At 72.6% G+C, this 22,360-nt stretch carries 13 protein-coding genes and 5 pseudogenes; 1 reads left to right on the top strand and 17 read right to left on the bottom strand.

What is annotated here, in order from left to right:
* Nucleotides 1-56: 56 nt before the first annotated feature.
* The 4 genes and pseudogenes from ABD794_RS02205 to fmt form a co-directional block, all read right to left on the bottom strand.
* Nucleotides 57-1,049: a sugar-binding transcriptional regulator gene (locus ABD794_RS02205; protein WP_344960619.1), complete on the bottom strand. Its 993-nt coding sequence runs from the start codon at nucleotides 1,047-1,049 to the stop codon at nucleotides 57-59.
* Between the two features lie 125 nt (nucleotides 1,050-1,174).
* A complete protein-coding gene (gene rpe / locus ABD794_RS02200; protein WP_344960618.1) occupies nucleotides 1,175-1,861 on the bottom strand; it encodes a ribulose-phosphate 3-epimerase in 687 nt (228 codons plus the stop codon).
* Nucleotides 1,862-1,927: 66 nt separating this feature from the next.
* Complete coding sequence (locus ABD794_RS02195) at nucleotides 1,928-3,364, bottom strand: RsmB/NOP family class I SAM-dependent RNA methyltransferase (protein WP_344960616.1); 1,437 nt, start codon at nucleotides 3,362-3,364, stop codon at nucleotides 1,928-1,930.
* A 39-nt stretch (nucleotides 3,365-3,403) separates the two neighbouring features.
* Nucleotides 3,404-4,348: pseudogene (gene fmt / locus ABD794_RS02190) on the bottom strand (methionyl-tRNA formyltransferase).
* A gap of 273 nt (nucleotides 4,349-4,621) precedes the next feature.
* Between fmt and ABD794_RS02185 the strand changes: the two are divergent.
* Nucleotides 4,622-5,134, top strand: coding sequence for a hypothetical protein (locus tag ABD794_RS02185; RefSeq protein WP_344960615.1), 513 nt, complete (start codon nucleotides 4,622-4,624; stop codon nucleotides 5,132-5,134).
* A gap of 21 nt (nucleotides 5,135-5,155) precedes the next feature.
* Here ABD794_RS02185 and ABD794_RS02180 read toward each other — a convergent pair whose 3' ends face one another.
* The 13 genes and pseudogenes from ABD794_RS02180 to ABD794_RS02120 form a co-directional block, all read right to left on the bottom strand.
* Nucleotides 5,156-7,285 carry a primosomal protein N' gene (locus ABD794_RS02180; protein WP_344960614.1) on the bottom strand — a complete coding sequence of 710 codons (2,130 nt, stop codon included), beginning with the start codon at nucleotides 7,283-7,285 and terminating at the stop codon, nucleotides 5,156-5,158.
* Nucleotides 7,286-7,567: 282 nt separating this feature from the next.
* The gene (gene metK, locus ABD794_RS02175) at nucleotides 7,568-8,776 is read right to left on the bottom strand and encodes a methionine adenosyltransferase (RefSeq protein ID WP_344960612.1); all 1,209 of its coding nucleotides are present in this window, start codon (nucleotides 8,774-8,776) and stop codon (nucleotides 7,568-7,570) included.
* 198 nt (nucleotides 8,777-8,974) lie between these two features.
* Nucleotides 8,975-10,177, bottom strand: a complete 1,203-nt coding sequence (gene coaBC, locus ABD794_RS02170) for a bifunctional phosphopantothenoylcysteine decarboxylase/phosphopantothenate--cysteine ligase CoaBC (RefSeq protein ID WP_344960610.1) — start codon at nucleotides 10,175-10,177, stop codon at nucleotides 8,975-8,977.
* Nucleotides 10,178-10,274: 97 nt separating this feature from the next.
* Nucleotides 10,275-10,547: a DNA-directed RNA polymerase subunit omega gene (gene rpoZ / locus ABD794_RS02165; protein ID WP_049718421.1), complete on the bottom strand. Its 273-nt coding sequence runs from the start codon at nucleotides 10,545-10,547 to the stop codon at nucleotides 10,275-10,277.
* A 33-nt stretch (nucleotides 10,548-10,580) separates the two neighbouring features.
* Entirely contained in the window at nucleotides 10,581-11,171 is a 591-nt protein-coding gene (gene gmk / locus ABD794_RS02160; RefSeq protein WP_344960609.1) for a guanylate kinase, read from the bottom strand.
* A 37-nt stretch (nucleotides 11,172-11,208) separates the two neighbouring features.
* Nucleotides 11,209-11,532, bottom strand: coding sequence for an integration host factor (locus ABD794_RS02155; protein WP_119288626.1), 324 nt, complete (start codon nucleotides 11,530-11,532; stop codon nucleotides 11,209-11,211).
* A gap of 234 nt (nucleotides 11,533-11,766) precedes the next feature.
* The gene (gene pyrF, locus ABD794_RS02150) at nucleotides 11,767-12,633 is read right to left on the bottom strand and encodes an orotidine-5'-phosphate decarboxylase (RefSeq protein ID WP_344960606.1); all 867 of its coding nucleotides are present in this window, start codon (nucleotides 12,631-12,633) and stop codon (nucleotides 11,767-11,769) included.
* A pseudogene (locus tag ABD794_RS02145) lies at nucleotides 12,630-13,746 on the bottom strand (quinone-dependent dihydroorotate dehydrogenase). Before ABD794_RS02145 ends, pyrF begins: the two are co-directional and overlap by 4 nt.
* A gap of 99 nt (nucleotides 13,747-13,845) precedes the next feature.
* A complete protein-coding gene (gene carB, locus ABD794_RS02140; protein ID WP_344960603.1) occupies nucleotides 13,846-17,157 on the bottom strand; it encodes a carbamoyl-phosphate synthase large subunit in 3,312 nt (1,103 codons plus the stop codon).
* Nucleotides 17,150-18,289, bottom strand: coding sequence for a glutamine-hydrolyzing carbamoyl-phosphate synthase small subunit (gene carA, locus ABD794_RS02135; protein WP_344960602.1), 1,140 nt, complete (start codon nucleotides 18,287-18,289; stop codon nucleotides 17,150-17,152). Before carA ends, carB begins: the two co-directional genes overlap by 8 nt.
* Nucleotides 18,286-18,865 (bottom strand): annotated as a pseudogene (locus ABD794_RS02130) (PH-like domain-containing protein). Before ABD794_RS02130 ends, carA begins: the two are co-directional and overlap by 4 nt.
* Nucleotides 18,862-20,145: pseudogene (locus tag ABD794_RS02125) on the bottom strand (dihydroorotase). Before ABD794_RS02125 ends, ABD794_RS02130 begins: the two co-directional pseudogenes overlap by 4 nt.
* A gap of 2 nt (nucleotides 20,146-20,147) precedes the next feature.
* A pseudogene (locus tag ABD794_RS02120) lies at nucleotides 20,148-20,691 on the bottom strand (aspartate/ornithine carbamoyltransferase family protein); the annotation flags it as partial.
* Nucleotides 20,692-22,360: the final 1,669 nt, after the last annotated feature.

Below are 22,360 nucleotides of genomic sequence, written 5' to 3'. Positions count from 1 at the left end.
GGGTCTCCCCGGAAGAAACGGTGAAAGGGCGGGCCAGGGGCACCCCTCACAAAACCTCAGCCCACCCCATCCGGATCCGCCCGATCCAGCGCCGGCCGAGCCCCCGGCGTGAACTCGTTCAACAGGTAATCCGCCGCCGCGGTATCCGTGACCAGACTGGTCACCAGACCCGACCGCAGCACCGCCCCGATGGCGGCAGCCTTCCGCTGGCCCCCCGCGATCGCCACGACCTCCGGTATCCGCCGCAGCCGGTCCGCCTCGACCGTGATGCAGCGCTCCCCGAGGTCACGGCCGATCCGCCGGCCCTCCGCGTCGAAGAGGTGGGCCGACATCTCGGCCGCGGCGCCCAACGACGCGTAGTGGGCCCGCTCGTCCTCCGACAGCATGTCGTACACCGTCGAGATCCCCGGCTCCCAGGAGCCGATGGAGACGGCCGCGACGGTGACCTTGTCGAAGTAGTCGAAGGCCCGCGCGATGCCCGTCTGGCCGCGCAGCGCGGCCGCGGTGGCCGGGTCGGGCAGCAGCATCGGCGCATAGATCGGGTGCGCCTCGCCGCCGGAGACCTGGGCAGCCCTGCGGACGGCCTCCACCGAGCCGCGCTCGGCGGTGCCGGCGTCGTAGACGCCCGTCAGCTGGACGACCGTGCACGGCGGCAGCCGGTGCAGGGCGGCGGCCATGTGGATGGTGGACCGGCCCCAGGCAAGGCCCAGCACGTCGCCCTCGTGCACCAGCTCGCCGAGGAGGCCGGCCGCCACCTCGCCGAGGTTCTCCGGGTCGGGAGCGTCGTCGGCCGCGTCGGCCGGGGACTCGACGACGACCGCGTGCCGCAGCCCGTAGCGGGAGCGCAGCGCATCGGAGCGCTCCGCGTCCAGCTCGGCGGGCACCCGGATCTCGATGCGCACCAGATCGCGTTCGAGCGCCGTCTCCAGGACCCGGGCCACCTTGAAACGGCTGACGCCGAACTCCTCGGCGATCTGGATCTTGGACTTGCCCTCCAGATAGAAGCGGCGGGCCATGGCCGCCGCCTGCACGAGCTCGGCGGGCCCCATCGGCGTCACTGAACGGCCCGTCGACACCGCGTTCTCCTCACTGCTGTCTTCTCGCTGTGGACTCGACCGTCATCCTGTCAGAAACGGCGGGTCCTCGATCTCGCTCCGGCCCGGGGCCGGGGGCCTCAGTGGGCGCAGGCCCAGGGTGCGGCGGTGGTGGCCGTCTCCGCGAGCTCACGCAGTGAGCGTACGGCGGCCGCCGGGTCATCGGTACCGTAAACGGCCGATCCCGCCACGAACACGTCCGCACCGGCATCGGCGCAGCGCTCGATGGTCTCGGCCGAGACGCCGCCGTCCACCTGGAGCCAGAGCTCCAGCCCGTGCCGGTCGATCAGCTGCCGGGTGCGGCGGATCTTGGGGAGCATGATGTCGAGGAACTTCTGGCCGCCGAAGCCGGGCTCGACGGTCATGATCAACAGCATGTCGAGCTCGGGGAGCAGGTCCTCGTAGGGCTCGATGGGCGTCGCGGGCTTCAGCGCCATGGACGCCCGGGCCCCCTTGGCCCGGATCTCCCGCGCGAGCCGCACCGGGGCGGCGGCGGCCTCGGCGTGGAAGGTGACGGACCCGGCGCCCGCCTCGACGTACTGCGGGGCCCAGCGGTCCGGGTCCTCGATCATCAGGTGGCAGTCCAGCGGAGTGTCGGTGGCCCGGCTGAGCGACTCGACGACCGGGACCCCGAGCGTGAGATTCGGGACGAAGTGGTTGTCCATGACGTCGACATGGAGCCAGTCGGCGCCCTTGACGGCCTCCGCCTCGGCGGCGAGGCGGGCGAAGTCCGCGCTCAGGATGCTGGGGTTGATCTGGACGGTCATGCCCCAAGCCTGCCATGCCGCGGGGCCGTGCCTCGCACGGCCCCCGGCTGCGACAAGGCCCCGCCGTCAGGCCGTACGGCGCAGAAGTGCCAGGTACATGGCGTCGGTGCCGTGCAGGTGGGGCCAGAGCTGGACGTCGGGACCGTCCCCGAGGGCCGGGACGCCGGGCATCAGCGGACGGGCGTCGATCCACTCGGCCTCGACGCCCTGCCGCTTGAGGACGTCCTCGACCACGGCCCGGGTCTCCGCCGGGTGCGGGGAGCAGGTCGCGTAGCCGACGACGCCGCCGACGCGGACGGCGCGCAGGGCCTCGCGCAGCAGGTCGCGCTGGAGGGGACCGAACCCGGCCACGTCCTCCGGGCGCCGCCGCCAGCGGGCCTCCGGGCGGCGGCGCAGGGCGCCCAGGCCGGTGCAGGGCACGTCGACGAGGACGCGGTCGAAGGTGCCCTCGCGCCACGGCGGGCGGGTGCCGTCGGCGGTGACGACCTGGTACGGGCCCGGGTTGCCGGCCAGGGCGCGGCCGACCAGACGGGCGCGGTGCGGCTGCCGTTCGGCCGCCAGCAGGGCGGCGCCGCGGCCGGCCGCGAGGGCGCCGAGCAGGGCGGCCTTGCCGCCGGGTCCGGCGCAGCCGTCGAGCCAGCGGGCGTCCGGGCCGTCCACCGGGGCGGCGGCCAGGGCCAGGGCGACGAGCTGACTGCCCTCGTCCTGGACCCCGGCGCGGCCCTCGCGCACGGCGTCGATCGCGCCGGGCTCACCGCCCTCGGTGAGCCGCACGGCCTGCGGCGACCAGCGGCCCGGCAGCGCGTGGTCCGTGCCGACATCGGCCAGCAGTTCGTCGGCGGCGATGCGGCCGGGGCGGGCGACCAGCGTCACCTCGGGGCGCTCGTTGTCCGCCTCCAGCAGGTCCTCGATCCCGGCGCGGCCGCCGCCGAGCGCGTCCCACAGCGCGGAGACGATCCAGCGCGGGTGGGAGTGGACGACGGCGAGATGCTCCTCGGGGTCCTCGTCGTAGGGCGGGGCGACCCGCTCCAGCCAGCCGTCGAGGTCGTGCGCCGTGACCTTGCGCAGCACGGCGTTGACGAACTTCGCCCGGCCGTCGCCGAGGACGCAGCGGGCCAGTTCGACGGTGGCGGACACCGCCGCGTGCGGCGGGATGCGGGTGCCGAGGAGCTGGTGGACGCCGAGACTGAGCACGTCCAGCACCGGCGGGTCCACCTCGCGCAGCGGGCGGTCGACGCAGGCCGCGAGGACGGCGTCGTAGGTGCCCTGGCGGCGCAGCGTGCCGTAGACCAGCTCGGTGGCCAGCGCCGCGTCGCGGTGGTCGAAGCCGTCCTTCTCCCGGGCCTTGCGCAGCAGCGGCGGGAGCACCAGGTTCGCGTACGCGTCCCGCTCGTCGACGGCCCTCAGCGCCTCGAAGGCGAGGATCCGGACCGGGTCCTTCTGGGGCCGGCGGTGCGGTTTCGCGGGGCGGCCGTTCTTCCGACGAGGCGGCTGATCGTTCACTGAAGGTGCTCCGGAGCTGGGATGACGAAGGGGTCCAGCCTACGCGGCCGCCCCGTCACCCAGCTTCTCGCCCGGGCGATGCGCACGCCGCGGGCCCAGTCGGCGGCCTTCATCGGCTTCTTCCCCTGCGGCTGCACCCACAGCAGCTCGACGGCGTGCGAACCGGTGCCGACGTGGACGGAGTTCTTGCCGGCCGCGAGCTCGCCGGGCGCGAGGCCGGTGCGGTCCGCGGTGAGCGCCACCGACATCACCTTCAGCCGCTCGCCGCGGAAGACCGTCCAGGCGCCGGGGGCGTGGGGCGCAGCCGCGGACGACGCGGTCGCAGCGCAGGGCGGGGGCGGACCAGTCGATCCGGGCGTCCTCGACGCTGATCTTGGGGGCGAGCGAGACGCCCTCGGCGGGCTGCGGGACGGCCTTCAGGGTGCCGTCCTCGATGCCGTCCATGGTGGCGGCGAGCAGCCCGGAGCCGGCGAAGGCGAGCCGGGTCAGCAGGTCACCGCTGGTGTCGGTGGGGCGGACCTGCTCGGTGAGGACGCCGAAGACCGGTCCGGAGTCCAGCCCCTCCTCGATGCGGAAGGTGGAGGCGCCGGTCACCTCGTCGCCGGCCAGCACCGCGTGCTGGACGGGGGCGGCGCCGCGCCAGGCCGGGAGCAGGGAGAAGTGGAGGTTGACCCAGCCGTGGACGGGGATGTCGAGCGCGGCCTTGGGCAGCAGGGCACCGTAGGCGACGACGGGGCAGCAGTCGGGCGCGATCTCGCGGAGGCGGGCGAGGAAGTCCTCGTCGCGCGGCTTGTTCGGCTTGAGCACCTCGATGCCGGCCTCCTCCGCGCGCGCGGCGACGGGGCTGGCGACCATGCGGCGGCCGCGTCCGGAGGGGGCGTCGGGCCGGGTGACGACGGCGACGACCTCGTGGCGGTCGGAGGCGAGCAGGGCGTCGAGGGCGGGGACGGCGACCTCGGGGGTACCGGCGAAGACAAGCCTCATGGGTGGCGAACACTACCTCTCACGCGCCGAGCGGGACGGCGCACCAGTCTAGGGGCGGGCCCGTACGCAAGGGGCGCGCGGGGCGGTGCACGCCTCATTCCGGCGGATGTGCGCCCCCATACCGTGACCCGTCCGGCCTTGGCGCGTTGGGTCAATCGTTGGGTCAAGAGAGATTGACCGGCCAGCAGCGGGCCGCGGCCGCGGCCCGCTGTCGTCAATCGTCAACTCTCGTTCCCCGACGTCCCGTTCACCGCCGGTCCGAGAGGCTTGTTGATGCCCGACCACGCCACCCATGACGCCCAGGCGCGAGCCAGTCTGCATCTTCTGGTCCGGGACATCGAGCGGGTCCGCCGACAGGTGGACGCGCTGCGTACCCTGACCGCTCAGCTGGGCAATGTCTACCGTCCACGCCGTACGGGTCCCTCCGCGGGCTTCGTGGTCTACGGCCGGGCCCCGGCGCCGACCGTCCGGCTGGCCCAGGAGCTGCGGGACAGCGTCGAGACGCTGGTCACGGCGGCGGTGGACTTCGACCGCTCGCTGGGCTTCTCGTGGGACGCGGTGGGGTCGGCGCTGGGCGTCACCAAGCAGGCGGTGCACCGCCGTTACGGCGCCCGCCGGGCGAACGGCCAGAACTCCGCGGACAACGCGCCCGCGGAGCAGAACGCGACGGTCGCCGCGGCGGCGGTGCCGGTGGTGCCGGCCGCCCGCTCGGTCCCCGGCCAGCCCTCCGGATCGCACCGCGAGGAGCCCCGCCCCACCGCCTTCCCCGGCCCGCGCAGCGGCTGAGACCGCCGGCGGCCCCGGCCGTCAGCCGATGTCCGGCGGGTCCATCCGCAGTCGCACGGGGGCGCCCTCCCGCCGGGTCAGCCGCACCGCCTGGGCGGTCTTGAGCGCGGCGGCCAGGGCCGCCCCCTGACCGGGGCGCACCCGCACCAGCGCGCGCTCCCACCGCTCCCCCACCGGGGCGTCGCCGGGCCGGCGAGGCCGCCCAGCGACCGCCGCGGGCACCGGGACGGGCCCGAGCACATCGGCCCCCTCCGGCAGCTCCGCGAGGGCGAGGAACTCTGCCACCGCCTCCTCCGTGCCGCTGACGGAGGCCATCCGCGAGACGGGCGGGAAGCCGAGCTCCTCCCGCTCCGCCAGCTCGCGCACCGCGTGCCCCGCCGGATCCCAGCGCACCAGCGCCTGCACGGGCCGCAGCGTCGGCTCGGCCACGACGACGACCTGGCCTCCCGCCTCCTGTCCGCGCACCAGCGCGGCCGCCGCCAGCCAGCGGCGCAGCGCCTCCTCACCGGCCCGCAGGTCCGGCAGGTTCAGCAGGGCCCAGCCGTCCAGCAGCAGGGCCGCCGCGTAGCCGCCCTCGGCGACGGGCTCGGCACCGGGCGTGGCGACGACCAGGGCGGGTGCCTCCGGCACGGTGTCCAGCACGTGATCGCGCCCGGAGGTGCGCACGGGCACGGCGGGGAACGCCCGGCCCAGCTCCTCGGCGGTCCGGCGGGCACCGACGACCTGGGCGCGCAGCCGGGCGCCGCCGCACTCCGGGCAGTGCCAGTCGCGGGCCCCCGCCCCGCACCAGCCGCAGTGCAGCGAGCCGTCGTCGCGTGCCTCCAGCGGACCCGCGCAGTGCCCGCAGCGCGCGGGCTCGCGGCAGCGCTCGCAGGCGAGGCGGGGGACGTAGCCGCGGCGCGGCACCTGGACCAGGACCGGCCCGTGCCGCAGCCCCTCCCGGGCCGCCCGCCAGGCGAGCGAGGGCAGCCGGGCGGCCCGTGCCGCCTCGTCCCGCGCGAGGTCCCCGTCGCCCACCGTGCGGACCAGGGGCGCGGCGGCCCGTATCCGCTCGCGGTCCGCGACGAGCGGCAGGGCCCAGCCGGTGCGGACCAGCTGCGCCGCCTCCACCGTGCAGCCGAAGGCGCCGAGCAGGAACGCCGCCTTCTCCTGCGCCGCCCGCAGCAACAGCACCTCGCGGGCGTGCGGCTGGGGCGCGTGCTGCTCGCTGTGGCTGGAGTCGCCGTCGTCCCAGATCGCGGCGAACCCCAGGTCGCGCACCGGCGCGAACATCGCCGCGCGCGTGCCGACCACGGCCCGCACGGCGCCGCGGCTGACCGCGAGCCAGCGCCGGTAGCGCTCCTCGGGCCCGGTGTCGGCGGTGAGCAGCACGTGCCGGCCCTCGCCGAGCAGCCCGGTCAGCGCCGCGTCCACCCGGGCGGCGGCCCGGCCGTCGGGCACGACGATCAGCGCGCCGCGCCGCGAGGCGAGCGCGGCGGCGGCGGCGCGGGCGAGCTCCTCGGCCCAGTGGGGACCGGGCAGCGCCGTCCACACCGCGCGCGGGGAATCGCCCCGGGCGAGGGCCTCCAGATACGCCCGGCCCGTCGGATAGCGCTCCCAGCTGCCGGCCCCGGGCGCGGCCGGGGGCGGCAACAGGGCGGCCGGGGGCTCCGCCTCGATACGGCCGTGCCGGGGCGGTACGGCCAGTTGCAGCACGTCGGCGAGGGAGCCCGCGTACCGGTCGGCCACGGCCCGGCACAGGCTCAGCAACTGCGGGCCGAGCACGGGCTCGGGCGACAGCACCTGGGCGATGGCGGCGAGCGGCCCGCGGTACTCGGACTCGTCCACCCGGTCGACGATGAACCCGTCGAGAAGACCGCCGCCCTCCCGCCGGCCGTCCCTCACATTGCGCGTGCCCGCGCCGAAGCGGACGCGGACACGGACGCCGGGACGGGCGTCCTCGTCCAGCTCCGCCGGGACGGCGTAGTCCCACAGCTTGTCCAGGTGGACCGGCCCCTTGTCCACCAGCACGCGGGCGACGGGCAGCTCCTTGGCGAGCTCGGCCCCACGCCAGGTCCGCGGCTTCGCGCGCGGCGCCTTGGCCTTGGCCTTGCGCACACTCTCCCTGATCAGGGCGAGCTGCTCCCCCTGCGCGTCGTTGTTGCTGCTCACGACTTCAGTCTTAGCAGAGGGGTCCGACAGGTGGGGGCGGGTGGGCGGAGGGGGTTGCCCCGGTCCCGCCCTTTCGCCGTTTCTCGCGCGCTCCGCGCGGGGCAACGCGGCTTCGCCGCGTTAGTCCTCAAGCGCCGGACGGGCTGAATAGCCCGTCCGGCGCTTGAGGACAGCGCGCGCAGCGTGCTGCTGCGGAAACGGTGAAAGGGCGGGACCGGGGCACAACAAAAACGCGACGGCCCCAGGGCATCGCCCCGGGGCCGTCGCGCAGAAACCAACCGGTTACAGCCCCGCCGCCTTGCGCAGCGCGTCCACGCGATCCGTGCGCTCCCACGTGAAGTCGGGGAGCTCCCGGCCGAAGTGGCCGTACGCCGCGGTCTGGGAGTAGATCGGACGCAGCAGGTCCAGGTCGCGGATGATCGCGGCCGGCCGCAGGTCGAAGACCTCGGCGATGGCGGTCTCGATCTTCTCGGTGTCGACCGTGTTCGTGCCGAAGGTCTCGACGAACAGACCCACCGGCTCCGCCTTGCCGATCGCGTACGCGACCTGCACCTCGCAGCGGGCGGCCAGCCCGGCCGCGACGACGTTCTTCGCGACCCAGCGCATCGCGTAGGCGGCCGAGCGGTCGACCTTGGACGGGTCCTTGCCGGAGAAGGCGCCGCCACCGTGGCGGGCCATGCCGCCGTAGGTGTCGATGATGATCTTGCGGCCGGTGAGGCCGGCGTCGCCCATCGGGCCGCCGATCTCGAAACGGCCGGTCGGGTTCACCAGCAGGCGGTACCCGTCGGTGTCCAGCTTGATGCCGTCCTCGACGAGCTCCTTGAGCACGTGCTCGACGACGAACTCGCGGACGTCGGGCGCGAGCAGCGAGTCCAGGTCGATGTCGGACGCGTGCTGCGAGGAGACGACCACGGTGTCGAGGCGGACGGCCTTGTTGCCGTCGTACTCGATGGTGACCTGGGTCTTGCCGTCGGGGCGCAGGTACGGGATGGTCCCGTTCTTGCGGACCTCGGTCAGGCGGCGGGAGAGCCGGTGCGCCAGGCTGATGGGCAGCGGCATGAGCTCGGGGGTCTCGTCGCAGGCGAAGCCGAACATCAGGCCCTGGTCGCCCGCGCCCTGCTTGTCGAGCTCGTCCTCGTCGCCCTCGACGCGGGTCTCGTAGGCGGAGTCGACACCCTGGGCGATGTCGGGGGACTGGGCGCCGATGGACACCGAGACGCCGCAGGAGGCGCCGTCGAAGCCCTTCTTCGACGAGTCGTAACCGATCTCGAGGATCTTGTCGCGCACCAGCTGCGCGATCGGCGCGTAGGCCTTGGTCGTGACCTCACCGGCGACGTGCACCAGACCGGTGGTGATCAGGGTCTCGACGGCGACGCGGGACGTCGGGTCCTCCCTCAGGAGGGCGTCGAGAATGGTGTCGCTGATCTGGTCAGCGATCTTGTCAGGGTGACCCTCGGTGACGGACTCCGAGGTGAACAGGCGGCGGGACACATCGCTCCCTGGGGTTGCAGCGGCTGCTGGCTGATCATTTGACGGCCCGGGCCGAGAGCTGCGCTCGACGCGGGACCGGTGTCAGTTTATCCGGCCTCGGCTCGCCGCGAACCTCTCGTCCCGGATCACTGGCGCCACAGCCTGTGACACTTGCCACTACTTCCCCAGGAATACTTGCGATCTTGCCGGTTCAGGGGGTCAGACCAGGCGCTCGGCGACCAGGTCCCAGACGACGTCGGCAAGCGCTTCCTTCGGCCCGTGCGGGACCTCGGTGGTGCTCCCGTCGGCGGCGAGCACCACGGCCTCGTTCTCGGCGGAACCGAAGGTCCGCGTCTCCCCCACCTCGTTCACCACGAGCAGATCGCAGCCCTTGCGGGCGAGCTTGGCCCGGCCGTTGGCCAGCACGTCGTCGGTCTCCGCCGCGAAGCCCACGACGACCTGGCCCGGACGCGCCCGTCCGGCCGACAGCTCCGCGAGGACGTCCGGATTGCGGACGAGCTCGACGGGCGCCGGCTCCTCGCCGTCCTTCTTCTTGATCTTCCCGGTGGCGTAGTGGGCGGGCCGGAAGTCGGCGACGGCGGCCGCCATCACCACGGCGTCCGCGTCCGCGGCGGCCTTCAGCACCGCCTCGCGCAGCTGGACGGCGGTGCCGACGCGCACCACGTCCGCACCGGCCGGATCGCCGAGCTCGCTGTTGGCCGCGACGAGCGTCACCCGGGCGCCCCGCGCGACGGCCGTACGGGCCAGCGCGTACCCCTGTCGCCCGGAGGAGCGGTTGCCCAGGTAGCGCACCGGATCCAGCGGCTCACGGGTGCCGCCCGCGCTGACGACGACGTGCCGGCCGGCCAGATCCGCGGGCCGCGGGCCGCGGGCCAGCACCCGACGGCAGACCTCGAAGATCTCCTCGGGGTCGGGCAGCCGGCCCTTGCCGGTGTCCACGCCGGTGAGCCGGCCGACGGCGGGCTCGATCACCACGGCACCGCGCCGGCGCAGGGTGGCCACGTTCTCCTGGGTGGCCTGGTTCTCCCACATCTCGGTGTGCATCGCGGGCGCGAAGACCACCGGGCAGCGGGCGGTGAGCAGGGTGTTGGTCAACAGGTCGTCGGCCAGCCCGTGGGCGGCCTTGGCCAGCATGTCGGCGGTGGCCGGGGCGACCACGACGAGCTCGGCCTCCTGCCCGATCCGCACGTGCGGGACCTCGTGGACCGACTCCCACACCTGGGTGACGGCGGGGTGGCCGGACAGCGCGGACCAGGTGGCCTCGCCGACGAAGTTGAGGGCGGACGCGGTGGGCACGACGCGTACGTCGTGCCCGGACTCCGTCAGTCTGCGCAGCAGCTCACACGCCTTGTAGGCGGCGATTCCGCCGCTGACCCCCAGGACGACCTTCGGCTTGTCCATGCCGGTTGCTCCCCGCACTCTCGTTCCCTACAAGCTCTATGACACACCAAGGGCCCGGCAGCCGTGCTGCCGGGCCCTTGGTGAAGACGATCGCTGCTTACGCCGCCGGGGCCTCGATGGCCTCGGAGGTCAGCAGACCCGCGTTGATCTCGCGGAGCGCGATGGAGAGCGGCTTCTCGTGGACGTGGGTGTCCACCAGCGGGCCGACGTACTCCAGCAGGCCCTCGCCGAGCTGCGAGTAGTACGCGTTGATCTGGCGCGCGCGCTTGGCGGCGTAGATCACGAGGCTGTACTTCGAGTCGGTTGCCTCGAGCAGCTCATCAATCGGCGGGTTGATGATGCCCTCGGGCGCAGTAATGGAAGAGGACACTCTCTGCCTTCCGATGGGGGTGAAGAAAGATGTTCAGCGCAGCAAGGCTAGCAGCTCACGGGCCACGTCCTCGACGGAGGTGTTGACGAGCGTGGTGTCGAACTCCGACTCCGCCGCCAGCTCCGTCCGGGCCACCTCCAGCCGCCGCTCGATGACCTCGGGCGACTCGGTGCCGCGCCCGGTCAGCCGGCGGACCAGCTCGTCCCAGCCGGGCGGGGCGAGGAAGACCAGTTGTGCGTCGGACATGGACGCGCGGACCTGCCGGGCGCCCTGGAGGTCGATCTCCAGGAGGACCGGCTCGCCGGCCTCCAGGCGGTCGAGGACGGCCTGACGCGGGGTGCCGTAGCGGTTGCCCGCGAACTCGGCCCACTCCAGCAGCTCGCCGTTGGCGACCAGCTTGTCGAACTCCTCGTCGTTGACGAAGAAGTACTGGACGCCGTCCCGCTCGCCGGGGCGCGGCTTGCGGGTGGTGCAGGAAACCGAGAGCCATACCTCGGGGTGGGCCTTGCGCATGTGGGCGACGACCGTGCTCTTGCCGACCCCGGAGGGGCCGGAGAGCACGGTCAGCCGCGGGCGTCTGGCCGGGGGGACGGGGGACGTCCCCCGGGAGACTGCGTTACTCATGGAGCGATTATCCCGGTTTCCGGGAGTGCCTGGGAAATCAGGCCGCGGTGCTGCCGAACTCCCGCTCCAGGGAGGCGATCTGGTTGGAGCCGAGACCGCGGACCCGGCGGCTCTCGGAGATCCCGAGCCGCTCCATGATCTGCTTGGCGCGGACCTTGCCCACGCCGGGGAGGCTCTCCAGGAGGGCGCTGACCTTCATCTTGCCGATGACGTCGTTCTCCTGGCCTTGCTTGATGACCTCGTGCAGCGAGGCGCCGGAGTGCTTGAGCCGATTCTTGACCTCGGCGCGCTCCCGGCGAGCCGCGGCGGCCTTTTCGAGCGCGGCTGCGCGCTGTTCAGGGGTAAGGGGCGGAAGAGCCACGCCTACGTCACCTCGGATGTCGAACTGTCGGATAAGGACCGGTGAGAACCTAGTCGGCCCACACCTGGGGAGCAACGAGCAACGCGCTTGCGCGTTCGCTCTTGTCGGAGACTAGCGGCCGATCCCGCTCCAGTCAGCGAGAACAGCGGAAAAGTCCTGGTCAGCCTTGCCCGACCAGGACTTTTCCAGACATACCGACCATCAATTTCCCGGCAGGACGCTCCCCGGCGGTCCTCAGGCGGCCCCCGCCACGGCCTCGCGGACCTCGTCGGCGAAGCGCTCGGCGCTCGCCCGCAGGGCCGCCGCGTCGGGCCCGTGCCGCAGCACGCCGCGGCTGACGTTGGGGACGACGTCGCGGACGGCCGCGCCGAAGACCTTGGGCAGGTCGGCGGCGGTGGCGCCCTGGGCGCCGATGCCGGGGGCGAGCAGCGGGCCGTTGATGGCCAGATCTGCCTGAGCGGCGGCGAGGCTGTCGGAGAGCGTGGCCCCGACGACCGCGCCGTACGAGCCCATGAGCCCCATGGACGCCTCCCCCTCGTTCTCGGCACGCAGATGGCCGAGCATCGTCGCCGCGACGCTCGCGCCGTCGGCGCGCACGGCGTGCTGCACCTCGGCGCCCTCCGGGTTGGAGGTCAGGGCGAGGACGAAGACGCCGGTGCCGCTCTCGCGGGCCAGGTCCAGCGCGGGGCGCAGCGAGCCGTAGCCCAGGTACGGGCTGACGGTCACCGCGTCGGAGAACAGCGGGGAGGCCGGGTCGAGGTAGGTCGCGGCGTAGGCGGCCATGGTGGAGCCGATGTCGCCGCGCTTGGCGTCCATGAGCACCAGGGCCCCGGCGGCGCGGGCCTCGGCCACGGTGCGCTCCAGGACGGCGATGCCGCGCGAGCCGAACCGCTCGAAGAAGGCGGACTGCGGCTTGAGGACGGCGACGCGGCCGGCGAGCGCCTCGACGACGGTGCGCGAGAAGCGCTCCAGGCCGGCGATGTCGTCGTCCAGGCCCCAGGCCTCGAGCAGGGCGGCGTGCGGGTCGATGCCGACGCAGAGCGGGCCGCGCTCGTCCATGGCGCGGCGCAGGCGGGTGCCGAAGGGCTGCAGGGAGGTCATGCGGTCACCTTCCGGTGGTCGGCGCCGACCGCGTCGGCGAGCGTGGCGTACGGGCTGGCGGCCAGCTTCTCGGCGAGGCCGCGGTGGATGCGGCGGCACCAGAAGGGGCCCTCGTAGATGAAGGCGCTGTAGCCCTGGACGAGCGTGGCGCCGGCCAGGATGCGCTCCCAGGCGTCGTCGGCGGTCTCGATGCCGCCCACGCCGACGAGGGTGATCCGGTCGCCGACGCGGGCGTACAGCCGGCGCAGGACCTCCAGCGAGCGCTCCTTGAGGGGGGCGCCCGACAAGCCGCCCGCGCCGATGGCCTCCACGGTGCGCCGGGGGGTGCGCAGCCCGAGGCCGTCGCGGGCGATGGTGGTGTTGGTGGCGATGATGCCGTCGAGGCCCCAGCTCCACGGCGAGATCGGCGACGGCGTCGACGTCCTCGTCGGCGAGGTCGGGGGCGATCTTCACCAGCAGCGGCACGCGTCGGCCGGTGACGGTGCGGTCGGCGGCCTCGCGGACGGCGGACAGCAGCGGGCGCAGGTGGTCCACGGCCTGGAGGTTGCGCAGCCCCGGCGTGTTGGGCGAGGAGACGTTGACGACCAGGTAGTCGGCGTGCGCGGCCAGGCGCTCGGTGGAGGCGACGTAGTCGGCGACGGCCCCGTCCTCGGGGACGATCTTCGTCTTGCCGATGTTGACGCCGACGGTGGTCCGGAAGGCCGCCTTGCGGGCGGCGAGGCGCGCGGCGACGGCGGCCGAACCGTCGTTGTTGAACCCCATGCGGTTGATCAGGGCGCGGTCGGCGACCAGCCGGAAGAGCCGCTTCCTGGGGTTGCCGGGCTGCGGCTGGGCGGTGACGGTGCCGATCTCGACGTGGTCGAAGCCGAGCATCGCCATGCCGTCGATCGCCGCGGCGTTCTTGTCGAAGCCGGCGGCCAGGCCGAAGGGGCCGTGCATCCGCAGGCCGAGGGCCTCGGTGCGCAGCTCCTCGTGGCGCGGCGCGAGGACGGCGGCGGCGAAGGTGCGCAGGACGGGGATCCGGGCGAGGGCGCGGATCCAGCCGAAGGCCAGGTGGTGGGCCTTCTCGGGGTCCATGCGCTTGAAGATCAGGTCGAAGAAGAGTCGGTACATGTCCAGCCTTCGGAGGTCGTCCAGCCTGCGGGGTCGTGGAGAGGCGGGGTCATGGAGAGGGGGACACCGTCCGGTGTCCCCCTCCCGTGCCGCGTGCCGTTACGCCAGGCGGGCGGCGGTGAGTTGTTCCGCGTGCTCCTGGAGGGAGCGGACGCCCACCTCGTCGCGGGTGAGGGCGTCGATGCCCTGGACCGCGGCGGCGAGGGCCTGGACGGTGGTCAGGCAGGGCACCGCCCGGGAGACGGCGGCGGTGCGGATCTCGTAGCCGTCGAGGCGGCCGCCGGTGCCGTAGGGGGTGTTGATGATGAGGTCGACCTCACCATCGTGGATGAGCTGGACGATGGTCCGCTCGCCGTTGGGGCCGGGCCCCTCGGACTGCTTGCGGACCACGGTGGCGTTGATGCCGTTGCGCTTGAGGACCTCGGCCGTGCCGGAGGTGGCCAGCAGCTCGAAGCCCTGGGCCGCCAGCTCACGGGCCGGGAAGATCATCGCGCGCTTGTCGCGGTTGGCGACCGAGACGAACGCCCGTCCCTTGGTGGGCAGCGCGCCGTAGGCACCGGCCTGCGACTTGGCGTACGCCGTGCCGAAGACGTTGTCGATGCCCATGACCTCGCCGGTGGAGCGCATCTCCGGGCCGAGGACGGTGTCCACGCCGCGCCCGGACGGGTCGCGGAAGCGCGTCCAGGGCATCACGGCCTCCTTGACGGAGATGGGCGCGTCCATCGGCAGCGTGCCGCCGTCGCCCTCCGCCGGGAGCAGGCCCTCGGCGCGCAGCTCGGCGACGGTGGCACCGAGCGAGATCCGCGCGGCGGCCTTGGCCAGCGGCACGGCCGTCGCCTTGGAGGTGAAGGGCACGGTGCGGGAGGCGCGCGGGTTGGCCTCCAGGACGTAGAGGATGTCCCCGGCCATCGCGAACTGGATGTTGATCAGGCCGCGGACGCCCACGCCCTTGGCGATCGCCTCGGTCGAGGTGCGCAGCCGCTTGATGTCGTGGCCGCCCAGGGTGATGGGGGGCAGCGCGCAGGCGGAGTCGCCGGAGTGGATGCCGGCCTCCTCGATGTGCTCCATGACGCCGCCGAGGTAGAGCTCGTGGCCGTCGTAGAGGGCGTCCACGTCGATCTCTATGGCGTCGTCGAGGAAGCGGTCGATGAGGACCGGGTGCTCGGAGATCAGGCCCGCGTGCCGCTCCAGGTAGCCGGCGAGCGAGGGCTCGTCGTAGACGATCTCCATGCCGCGGCCGCCGAGCACGTAGGACGGGCGGACCATGACCGGGTAGCCGATCTCGGCCGCGATGGTCTTCGCCTCCTCGAAGGAGAAGGCCGTGCCGTACTTGGGCGCCGGCAGCCCCGCCTCGGTGAGGACCCGGCCGAACGCGCCGCGCTCCTCGGCCAGGTCGATGGCCTCGGGCGAGGTGCCGACGATCGGCACGCCGTTGTCCTTGAGCGCCTGGGCCAGGCCGAGCGGGGTCTGGCCGCCGAGCTGGACGATGACGCCGGCGACCGGGCCGGCCTGCTGCTCGGCGTGGACGATCTCCAGGACGTCCTCCAGGGTGAGCGGCTCGAAGTAGAGCCGGTCGGAGGTGTCGTAGTCGGTGGAGACGGTCTCCGGGTTGCAGTTGACCATCACGGTCTCGAAGCCCGCGTCGCTGAGCGCGAAGGAGGCGTGGACGCAGGAGTAGTCGAACTCGATGCCCTGGCCGATGCGGTTGGGGCCCGAGCCCAGGATGATCACGGCCGGCTTCTCGCGCGGTGCGACCTCGCTCTCCTCGTCGTAGGAGGAGTAGAAGTACGGGGTCTTCGCGGCGAACTCGGCGGCGCAGGTGTCCACGGTCTTGTAGACCGGGCGCACGCCCAGGGCGTGCCGGACCTGGCGGACGACGTCCTCGCGCAGGCCGCGGATCGCCGCGATCTGGGCGTCGGAGAAGCCGTGCCGCTTGGCCTCGGCCAGCAGGGCGGGCTCCAGCTCGGCGGCCGAGCGCAGTTCCTCGGCGATCTCGTTGACGAGGAAGAGCTGGTCCACGAACCAGGGGTCGATCCGGGTGGCCTCGAAGACCTCCTCCTGCGTCGCCCCGGCGCGGATGGCGGCCATGACGGTGTTGATCCGCCCGTCCGTCGGCACCGCGGCCTTCTCCAGCAGTGCCGCCTTGTCGCCGGGCGCGGAGACGAAGTCGAAGGACGAGCCCTTCTTCTCCAGCGAGCGCAGGGCCTTCTGCAGCGCCTCGGTGAAGTTGCGGCCGATGGCCATGGCCTCGCCGACCGACTTCATGGTCGTGGTGAGGGTGGCGTCGGCGGCCGGGAACTTCTCGAACGCGAAGCGCGGCGCCTTGACCACGACGTAGTCGAGCGTGGGCTCGAAGGACGCCGGGGTCTGCTCGGTGATGTCGTTGGGGATCTCGTCCAGCGTGTAGCCGACGGCCAGCCGGGCGGCGATCTTGGCGATCGGGAAGCCGGTGGCCTTGGAGGCGAGCGCGGAGGACCGGGAGACGCGCGGGTTCATCTCGATGACGATGACCCGGCCGTCGTCGGGGTTGACCGCGAACTGGATGTTGCAGCCGCCGGTGTCGACGCCGACCTCGCGGATGATCGCGATGCCGACGTCCCGCAGGATCTGGTACTCGCGGTCGGTGAGCGTCATCGCCGGGGCGACGGTGATGGAGTCACCGGTGTGCACGCCCATGGGGTCGAAGTTCTCGATGGAGCAGACGACCACGACGTTGTCGTGCTTGTCGCGCATCAGCTCCAGCTCGTACTCCTTCCAGCCGAGGATGGACTCCTCCAGGAGCACCTCGGTGGTCGGGGAGAGCGTGAGGCCCTGGCCGGCGATGCGGCGCAGCTCCTCCTCGTCGTGGGCGAAGCCGGAGCCGGCGCCGCCCATGGTGAAGGAGGGGCGGACGACGACCGGGTAGCCGCCGAGTGTCTCGACGCCCGCGAGGACCTCGTCCATGGTGTGGCAGATGACCGAGCGGGCGGACTCGCCGTGCCCGATCTTGGCGCTGACGGCCTCGACGACGCCCTTGAACAGGTCGCGGTCCTCGCCCTTGTGGATCGCCTCGACGTTGGCGCCGATCAGCTCCACGCCGTACTTCTCCAGCACGCCGTTCTCGTGCAGGGAGATCGCGGTGTTGAGCGCGGTCTGGCCGCCGAGGGTGGGCAGGAGCGCGTCGGGGCGCTCCTTGGCGATGATCTTCTCGACGAACTCGGGGGTGATCGGCTCGACGTACGTGGCGTCGGCGATCTCCGGGTCGGTCATGATCGTGGCCGGGTTGGAGTTGACCAGGATGACCCGCAGGCCCTCGGACTTGAGGACCCGGCACGCCTGGGTGCCGGAGTAGTCGAACTCGGCGGCCTGGCCGATGACGATCGGGCCGGAGCCGATGACCAGAACGGACTGGATGTCGGTGCGCTTAGGCACGCTGGCCCTCCATCAGGGAGACGAAGCGGTCGAACAGGTACGCGGCGTCGTGCGGTCCTGCTGCTGCCTCGGGGTGGTACTGGACGCTGAATGCCGGCTGGTCGAGCAGTTGGAGACCCTCGACCACGTTGTCGTTCAGACAGACGTGGGAGACCTCGACGCGGCCGTACGGCGTGTCGGTCGCGCCCTCGAGCGGGGCGTCGACGGCGAAGCCGTGGTTGTGCGCGGTGATCTCGACCTTGCCGGTGGAGCGGTCCTGCACGGGCTGGTTGATGCCCCGGTGGCCGTACTTCAGCTTGTAGGTGCCGAAGCCCAGCGCGCGGCCGAGGATCTGGTTGCCGAAGCAGATACCGAAGAGCGGGGTCTTCCGCGAGAGGACCTCGCGCATCACCGCGACCGGGTGGTCGGCGGTCGACGGGTCGCCGGGGCCGTTGGAGAAGAACACGCCGTCGGGCGCGACCGCGTAGACGTCCTCGGCGGTGGCCGTCGCCGGCAGCACGTGCACCTCTATGCCGCGCTCGGCCATCCGGTGCGGGGTCATGCCCTTGATGCCCAGGTCGATCGCGGCGACGGTGAACTTCTTCTCGCCGATGGCCGGGACGACGTAGGTCTCCTTGGTGGCCACCTCGGCGGAGAGGTCCGCGCCCTTCATCTCGGGGGCCTGGCGCACCTCGGCGAGCATGACGCCCTCGTCGGGCAGCGCGTGGCCGGAGAAGATGCCGACGCGCATGGCGCCGCGCTCGCGCAGATGGCGGGTGAGCGCCCGGGTGTCCACCCCGCTGATGCCGACGACGCCCTGCTTGCGCAGCTCCTCGTCGAGGGAGCGGCGCGAGCGCCAGTTGGACGGGACGCGGGCGGGGTCACGGACGACGTAGCCGGAGACCCAGATCCGCGCGGACTCCGGGTCCTCGTCGTTGACGCCGGTGTTGCCGATGTGCGGGGCGGTCATGACGACCACCTGACGGTGGTACGACGGGTCGGTCAGGGTCTCCTGGTAGCCGGTCATGCCGGTGGAGAACACCGCCTCGCCGAAGGTCGCCCCCACGGCCCCGTAGGCACGGCCGCGGAACGTGCGGCCGTCCTCCAGGACGAGTACGGCGGGGATCCTGCTCCCCGATGTGGAGGTGGTCATCGTGCGCCTTCCGTAGTGCTGTTCAGGGCCGTAGTGCTGTTCGGAGTGGTGAGGGCCTCGACCCAGGCGGCGTGCTCGGCCGGGTGGTCGGCGCGGAAACCGGAGTCGATCTCCTTGTCGCCGTGCGCCAGGTGACGACCAGCAGACCGCCCTCGGCGAGGACCTTGCCCGCGATGCCCTTGTCCAGGCGGGCGCCGCGCAGGGCCGCGGCGGGGACGAAGAAGTCCTGGGCACCGGGCCGGACGACGGCCAGGCCCTGCTCCGTCAGGGTGAGCTCCACACGGCTGCGGGTGCCCAGACCGCGGGCCACGATGCGGTCGAGCCACTGACGGCGGTGGTGGAGCCGTGGTAGCGGCCGGCCAGGGAGAGGCGGGTCTCCCCCGGCTCCTCCGGGACGGCGGGCAGCTCGGGCAGGTCGCCCTGGAGCGTGCCGCGCCACTTCCATCCCTCGCGCATCAGCCAGTACATGAGCGCGACGAAGAGCAGCAGGCCCACGACCCAGGCGGCACGGGCCGCCCAGTCGGTGACCGCCTGCGACTTCTGCTCGTCCGCCAGGGTGGTGATCAAAGGTGTCACGTCAGCTTCCCGTCCACGACCGTCGCCCGACCCCGCAGGAAGGTGTGGGTCACACGACCCGGCAGCTCACGGCCCTCGTAGGGGGTGTTGCGGCTGCGGGAGGCGAAACCCGCGGGGTCCACGAGTCCACGGTATCGGAATCGACGAGGGTGAGGTTGGCGGCTCACCGGCCGCGACGGGACGGCCGTGGCCGGCGAGGCGGCCGATGCGGGCCGGGGTGAAGGACATGCGGTCGGCGACGCCGGCCCAGTCCAGCAGGCCGGTGTCCACCATCGTGTGCTGGACGACGGAGAGCGCGGTCTCCAGGCCCACCATGCCCATGGCGGCGGCGCCCCACTCGCAGTCCTTGTCCTCGTGCGGGTGCGGGGCGTGGTCGGTGGCCACGCAGTCGATGGTGCCGTCGGCGAGGGCGGCGCGCAGGGCCATGACGTCGGCCTCGGTGCGCAGCGGCGGGTTCACCTTGTAGACGGGGTTGTAGGAGCGCACCAGCTCGTCGGTCAGCAGCAGGTGGTGCGGGGTGACCTCGGCGGTGACGTTCCAGCCCTTGGACTTGGCCCAGCGCACGATCTCCACGGAGCCGGCCGTCGAGAGGTGGCAGACGTGCAGCCGGGAGCCGACGTGCGCGGCGAGGAGGACGTCGCGGGCGATGATCGACTCCTCGGCGACGGCGGGCCAGCCGCCCAGGCCGAGCTCGGCGGAGACGATGCCCTCGTTCATCTGGGCGCCCTCGGTGAGCCGGGGCTCCTGGGCGTGCTGGGCGACGACGCCGTCGAAGGCCTTCACGTACTCCAGCGCGCGCCGCATGATCACGGCGTCGTCCACGCACTTGCCGTCGTCGGAGAAGACCCGCACGCCGGCGGCGGAGTCGTGCATCGCGCCGAGCTCGGCGAGCTTCTTGCCCTCCAGGCCGACGGTGACGGCGCCGATGGGCTGGACGTCGCAGTAGCCGGACTCCTTGCCGAGCCGCCAGACCTGCTCGACGACGCCGGCGGTGTCGGCGACGGGGAAGGTGTTGGCCATGGCGTGGACGGCGGTGTAGCCGCCGACGGCCGCGGCGCGGGTGCCGGTCAGGACGGTCTCGGAGTCCTCGCGCCGGGCTCGCGCAGGTGGGTGTGGAGGTCCACCAGGCCCGGCAGGAGGATCTTGCCCTCGGCCTCGATCACCTGGGCGCCCTCGGCGCCGAGACCGGTGCCGACCGCGGCGATGGTCTCGCCCTCGATCAGGACGTCCTGCGGCTCGCCGCCGAGGACCTGCGCACCACGGATCAGGATCTTGCTCATGACTACTTCGTCTCCTCGGTGCGGGTGTTCGTGGCAACGGCGGACTCGGAACCGCCGAGCAGCAGGTAGAGGACGGCCATGCGGATGGAGACGCCGTTGGCGACCTGCTCCACGGCGGTGGCAGCGGTCGGAGTCGGCGACCTCGGCGGTGATCTCCATGCCGCGGTTCATCGGGCCGGGGTGCATGACGATGGCGCCCTCGGGCATCCGCGCCATGCGGTCCCCGTCGAGGCCGTAGCGGCGGGCGTACTCGCGCTCGGTGGGGAAGAAGGCGGCGTTCATCCGCTCGCGCTGGACGCGCAGCATCATCACGGCGTCGGACTTGGGCAGCACGGCGTCGAGGTCGTAGGAGACCTCGCAGGGCCAGTGCTCGACGCCGAAGGGCACCAGGGTCGGCGGGGCGACCAGGGTGACCTCGGCGCCCAGGGTGGTCAGCAGGTGGACGTTGGAGCGGGCGACCCGGCTGTGCAGGATGTCGCCGACGACGGTGACCGCCGCCCCGGCCAGGTCCTGGCCGAGGCCCGCGTCGGGGCCGACCAGACGGCGGCTGCCAAGGTGCTCAGCGATGAGCACGTACAATCACTCGCAATTTGTCTGCTGGGCGACCGACTGAGCCTATCCCCCACAACCCCATTCCCACAAATCCAACACACCACATTCATCCATACTCGCGCAGCACACCAGGGATGCACAATACATATCAAGGACAAGACACAGATAGTAATATTTTAAACGGGCAAGGGTGCCCCCCTCGCGCCCCCCCCATCTCACTCCGCAGCAAAATGACGCCCCCGGCTTCCCCCCCCAGCCCGCTCGGCCCCCCTCTCAGGCCTCCAGCGCTTCGTTTCATCACTGCACCCCCGCCCCTCGGCGACTAGCACCCGCCCTCGCCGCGCGCAGCTGCTAGTCCGCGCAGCCCCCCAGGGCGCTCAAACAACCCTACCCCAGCACCCCACCTCTACACTCAGTCTTGGCTCCGTCGGACCTTACAGCGCCTCACGGCAATGCAGACCCACAACCACCCTCCCCGCCGATCCCAACCCCCGTACCCCTAGCGCTCCTCTCCCCTTCCCACATATAGCCCCCACTCTCCCCACACAAAAAAAAATCCTACCCCAGCCCCACTGGGGCCAGCCCCCCCACACCAGCCCCCGCCCGCCAGCCCACACCCAGCCCTCCCCGCCCTGCGTACGCGCCTTGTTGGGCTTCCCACCAGTGTCCCAAAGCTCGGAACCGATCTCTTCCCGCAGCTCCACCGCGTGCCCCTCCACCCAATTCCCCGCGCTTCCCAAGATCCTCTCCCTCAACGCCCCCCCTCCCCAGCCCACCCCCCCCCTCCCCACCCCACGCCGCAGCAACTTCGCTTTCATCGCACAACCACACCCCCCCCCCCGCTCCTCCCCCCCCCCCGAGCCCCCCCCCCCCCCACCCCGCCCGCCCCCTCCCCCCCACCCCCCCCCGCAGCAGCCCCCCAGCCACGCCCCCCCCCCCACCAAAGCCCCCCAAGACAGGAACGCGCGCCCCCACCCCCCTCCCCACACACCCCCCCGTACCCCCCGCACACAGCCCGCCCAAAGCACCCCCCCCCCCCCCGCCACCCGCCCCCCCAGCCCGCCCAACACCCCCGCCGCTCCCACCGCTGCCCCACACAAGCCCAGCCCCCCGCGCCCCCCGGCGCGCCCTAACCCCCCCCAAATGAGGCGCCCACCACACCGCCCGGTCGCTGAGCCCACCGCCCCACACCCCTCCCGCGGCCCCCCCCCGAAGGACCCCCACGCCGCCGCCCCCCCGTGCGTGACCCGCCCGCCTGCACCCCCCACCCACAACCGCCTGGGGCACAAACCCCCCTCCCAGCCCCCCGTCCCGCACAGGCCAACCACCATCCTCAAAGTCACACAACGCCTACTCCCCCAAAGCCCCCTCCCCGCACATCCCCCCCCCTCTCCCCCACACTATATTCATCAGTGTTCAGCATTAATTATATTCCGCTCCTCACGTGCACCGCTCCGGGCCCGCGCCACCCCATCCCCTCCTCCGTCATTCACCACGTGCCTCTCCACTCAACAGCACCCCCCCCCTACCGCCACCGCCCGCCTGCCTCTCCAGCCCACACAACACATCCACCCCTCCAACATTCGCTCCTCTCTTCTCCACTGTCACTTTCCCATCGACCGCCCACACACACCTCTCCCTCCTCTTTCCTTGCGCTCTTCAT

The organism is Streptomyces thioluteus, assembly GCF_039535865.1.
This window is presented reverse-complemented; position numbering and strand designations above follow the sequence as displayed.